5 protein-coding genes are annotated in these 4,566 nt (G+C 61.4%); 1 reads left to right on the forward strand and 4 read right to left on the reverse strand.

The window, feature by feature from the left end; translation table 11 throughout:
* The first annotated feature begins 38 nt into the window (after positions 1-38).
* On the forward strand, positions 39-1,634 hold the full coding sequence (locus tag EN932_RS29910; RefSeq protein ID WP_164890684.1) for a DEAD/DEAH box helicase: 1,596 nt from the start codon (positions 39-41) through the stop codon (positions 1,632-1,634).
* Positions 1,635-1,705: 71 nt separating this feature from the next.
* Here EN932_RS29910 and EN932_RS29915 read toward each other — a convergent pair whose 3' ends face one another.
* The 4 genes from EN932_RS29915 to EN932_RS29930 all read right to left on the reverse strand — a co-directional run bounded on the left by EN932_RS29915 (position 1,706) and on the right by EN932_RS29930 (position 4,293).
* On the reverse strand, positions 1,706-2,311 hold the full coding sequence (locus tag EN932_RS29915; RefSeq protein WP_013531372.1) for a hypothetical protein: 606 nt from the start codon (positions 2,309-2,311) through the stop codon (positions 1,706-1,708).
* A gap of 241 nt (positions 2,312-2,552) precedes the next feature.
* Positions 2,553-3,203: an OmpA family protein gene (locus tag EN932_RS29920; protein ID WP_013531371.1), complete on the reverse strand. Its 651-nt coding sequence runs from the start codon at positions 3,201-3,203 to the stop codon at positions 2,553-2,555.
* A gap of 175 nt (positions 3,204-3,378) precedes the next feature.
* The gene (locus EN932_RS29925; RefSeq protein ID WP_024503891.1) at positions 3,379-3,747 is read right to left on the reverse strand and encodes a GFA family protein; all 369 of its coding nucleotides are present in this window, start codon (positions 3,745-3,747) and stop codon (positions 3,379-3,381) included.
* Positions 3,748-3,915: 168 nt separating this feature from the next.
* Positions 3,916-4,293: a hypothetical protein gene (locus EN932_RS29930; protein ID WP_013531369.1), complete on the reverse strand. Its 378-nt coding sequence runs from the start codon at positions 4,291-4,293 to the stop codon at positions 3,916-3,918.
* Positions 4,294-4,566: the final 273 nt, after the last annotated feature.

Raw genomic sequence — 4,566 nt, forward strand, 5'->3', positions numbered from 1 at the left:
CCGTTGCGCTTCCCCGAACCAGCCAAAGACAACAACACTTGTCCTCAGACACCACGACCGCTCAAGAAGCGTTGACCTTCGCAGACCTCGGCCTGTCGCCGAAGGTCCTTTCCGCAGTCACCGACGCCGGCTACACCCAGCCGACGCCGATCCAGGCTGGTGCGATCCCGCACGCCTTGCTCGGCAAGGATATTTTGGGCATCGCCCAGACCGGCACTGGCAAGACGGCTTCCTTCGTGCTGCCGATGCTGACCCGCCTCGAAAACGGCCGGGCCCGCGCCCGTATGCCGCGCACGCTGATCCTGGAACCGACGCGCGAACTCGCCGCGCAGGTCGAAGAGAATTTCATCCGATATGGCAAGAACCACAAGCTCAACATCGCGCTCCTGATCGGCGGTGTCTCATTCGACGAACAGAACAAGAAGCTGGAGCGCGGCGTCGACGTGCTGATCGCGACGCCCGGCCGCCTGCTCGATCACCGCGAGCGCGGCAAGCTGTTGCTCAATGGCGTCGAGATCCTCGTCATCGACGAAGCCGACCGCATGCTCGACATGGGCTTCATTCCCGACATCGAGCGCATCTGCGAGATGATCCCGTTCTCCAGGCAGACGCTGTTCTTCTCGGCGACGATGCCGCCGGAAATCACCAAGCTGACCGAGAAATTCCTGCATGCGCCGGTGCGCGTCGAGGTCTCGAAGGCCGCGTCCGCCGCCACCAACATCACCCAGCGGCTGGTCAAATCAGGCTCCAAGCCGTGGGACAAGCGCGAGACGCTGCGCAACCTGATCAAGGCCGAAGATGCCGAACTGAAGAACGCCATCATCTTCTGCAACCGCAAGATCGAAGTGTCGGAACTGTTCCGCTCGCTGCTGAAGTATGATTTCGACGCCGGTGCGCTGCATGGCGACATGGACCAGCGCGCGCGCATGCAGATGCTGGCCAATTTCCGCGACGGCAAGCTGCGCTACCTCGTCGCTTCCGACGTCGCCGCGCGCGGCTTGGACATCCCCGACGTCAGCCATGTCTTCAACTATGACGTGCCGATCCATGCCGAGGATTATGTCCACCGTATCGGCCGTACCGGCCGCGCCGGACGCTCCGGAAAATCCTTCACCATCGCGACCAAGTCGGACACCAAATACATCGACGCCATCGAGCGGCTGATCGGCAACAAGATCGAATGGCATGACGGCGACTTGTCGACGGTGGTTGCCAGCGAAGGCGGCGAGGACGATGCTCCGCGCCGTGGCAAGGGCGCACCGCGCCGCGCCGGCCGCAAGGACGACGACCGCAGCAGGGAAAAGGGCGGCGAGCGCAAAGCGCGCGAACGCCACGCCAAGCGCAGCAAAGACACGGCACCGGAAACAGTCCGCGAGGACCAGCCGGTGGCCGAGGTCGCAGCGGCAGCCGCCGACGTCGGCGAACGGCGCTCGCGCAAGGAAGCGATCCGTTCGGAAAACACCGAGCGCAAATCGTCCGATCGCAACGAACAGCGCGCACCGGAACGCGGCGATACCCGGCCGCAGCGAGACAACAGCCGCCCTGCCCGCCAACGTCACCAGGAAGACAACGATTCCACCGTTGGCTTCGGCGATGACATGCCGGCCTTCATGCGGATCGTCGCCAAGGTCTGATCCCGACCGCTTCGAAGGCAAGCCAGCCATCCGGCTTGCCTTCTCGATAGAGCTCCAGCCTGGTTCGCCCGTTACATCGGCCCAGGCATCATCTTGGTCGGTTTTTCCAGCATCGGAAACTCGGCCTTCGAGCATTTCACGTTCGGGTTCGTCGGACTGAACATGCCGTTCGGATTGTCTCCGAGCCAGGCATGAAGGTCGTAATGGACGAACTCCTTCGGGATGAGAGGGTAGTGCCCCTCCATCGGCCCCATGAAGGTTTGGCCAAACAGCTTCGGAGGCTCCTTTATGTCCGGCGTCAGAGGCACCAGCCATTCCGCGCCCACCAGCCGCAAACCCTTCTTGGTCGGTTCATAGATCAGCACGTTGGGGTGCATCGGGTCGAGCTTCTGGCCGACACTCGGGACATTGACGAAGTGAATACCCATGGCGCCCTTCGGGTAATCCATCGCGCCCGCTATCTTTTCTCCGCTGTAGTAGACGCAGCCGACCGTCGACAGATAGAGGTCGCGGACGGCAGCGGTGTAATCCTCATATTTGGCGAGCGACTTTTTCAAGGCTTCGATGTCGGCCTTGTTGGCGTCCTCGGCCCGAGCCGAAGCAACGTTCAGCCACGCGCCTACCAAACCTGTTAAAACGAGGACGCCACAGCGCCCAAGGCTGGCTGTTCTTGTCATGCATTCCTCCCAGATTTCTGATCTGGCCGTGCAAGACCGAGGCGGAAAAATGCTGATTGCGCGGCCGGTTACACCGCCTCATCCCCGCTGGACTGCCATGATGCTATTCCTTTCCATGGCCGCCGGAAAGCTATATTTTAGCAATAACTAAATCTATACCGTACCCATCCAGAGCGCCGATGTCAGCTCAAACAAAAACGGCCCCGCATGAGGGCCGTTTCGCATCCGCTTGCCGGACGGATCAGGTGAGCGGCGACAGCTGGATCTCGACGCGGCGGTTCTGGGCCCGACCTTCGGCTGTGGCATTGGATGCGACCGGGCGTGTCTTGCCGAAGCCTGTGACGGCGAAGCGCCGCTGATCCACGCCCTGACCGGACAGATAGTTCGCCACCGCCAAAGCACGACGCTGCGACAAATCGAAATTGTGCTGGTCGCCACCGGTCGAATCGGTGTGGCCGAACACGTCGACCGTGGTCTGCTTGAACTTCTTCAGCACCAGCGCGACGGAGTTCAGGACCTGGTAGAAGCCGGGCTTCACCGCATCCTGATCCGAGTTGAAGGTGATGTCGGACGGCATGTTGAGGATGATCTGGTCGCCGCTGCGGGTGACGCTGACACCGGTGCCTTCGAGCTGCCGGCGCAGTTCGGCCTCGTTCTGGTCCATCGTGGCGCCGATGGCGCCGCCGGCCAGCGCGCCGATGCCGGCGCCGATCAGTGCGTTGCGGCGGTCGTTGCCACCGGCAAGCAGGCCAAGGCTGGCACCCGCCAGGGCGCCAAGGCCGGCGCCGGCCGCCGTGTTGGAAATCTTCTGGTCGCCTGTATACGGATCGGTGGTGGTGCAGGCGCTCACGAGCACAGCCGTCGCCACGACGACGAGCACAGTCTTTTTCATAGGATGGTCCCTCTCCAAGTCACGCCTTGCGGTGGCGCCAAATCAGCCTTTCCCGCGACTTGTACCATGAATTGCGGCGAAAAGCGGAACGGCAAAAGCGCCGTTCACGGCTTTTCCCGAGAGACCAATACCCGGTGGTGGCGCCGCATCGCCGTGCCGGAATGGTTTGGATAAACTACCAGAGGTTCTTGCCGTCTATGACAACCACTTCGACCTTGTCGAGATCGAAATCATCGAACAGCCGCGAGTTGACGCTGATCTTGGGATTGTCGAAATCCGGCTCGCCTGTCGACCAGTCCGGCGTTTCGGTAAAGGTGCCGCAGCCGCAGGTGGCGCAAAAACCGTGCTTTACGGTCTTCGACCCCCAACGATAGAAAGAGACGTTCTCCATCGGGCTGGTGAGCTTGAATTGCGAAGGCACGTAATAGGCCCAGAGCGAGCCGCGTTTCGAGCAGAAAGAACAGGTGCATTGCGTCACCGTCTGCGGTGCTTGCGAAACCTCGAACGTCGTCGCCTTGCAATGACAGCTTGCCTTGATGGTCATCAACGAACTCCTCCTGTCGCGCCACCCTGTGCGGCAAAGGCAGCATAAAGAGGTGCTCCTGACAACTGTCTGTCAGCAAGCATCACCCGGCGCTACCGCGACAGGCTGGTCTCAGCAAGCCCGTCCCGTCACACGCGACCAGGCGGACTTCGGAATGCGTTCCTATCGTCAATAAGAGCGCGGCGGCACGAACAGGCAGATTGTCCTGCCGGCGTCGAGCCCCCCCTGGTGCGCGCACCAATGGAACTCGCCGTCCGGGCTGTCCTTGACACGCTTGTCGGTCATTGGAACGACCTCACCCGTTCCGGCGATGACATAGCCCTCGGGTTTCTCCAGCACTTCGCCCGTATGGGTCGTGCGACAATCATAGTTGGCGCAGCATGCGAACGGATAACTCCAGCCTTGTGGCTTTGCCGCCGTGGGCGTGGCGTCATGCGCGAAGGCAGGTGCCGTCAGCATTGCCATCGCGCCGATCGCGAACAGGGAAAACAAAAGTCGGCCAGCCGGTTGAACGGCATTGGCCGATCTGAGTGTGGCAGCAGACATGGAAACGTTCCTTTCAAACGAGCATCAAGCGTTTCGCTTGCCCGTTCCCGGAACGTATCTTCCCAGTGGCCGGATCGTCGGGTCGCAGATATGCCGCGTCCGGCCATAAATGCTTTTTCTCTCCCAGCCCTTGGATGCTGGGCTGATTCCTTGGTCGGCGCAAGAACATGCATTCCCGACATCGTTCTACAGACGTCAGGCATCCGCTACCGCCGACGAGATGAGGCCAAGGTCAATTCCCGGCAAACGGGCGTCGAATAAACGGGATTGGCC

This window comes from Mesorhizobium sp. M7A.F.Ca.US.002.01.1.1, assembly GCF_004022955.1.
Classification (GTDB): Bacteria; Pseudomonadota; Alphaproteobacteria; order Rhizobiales; family Rhizobiaceae; genus Mesorhizobium; species Mesorhizobium ciceri.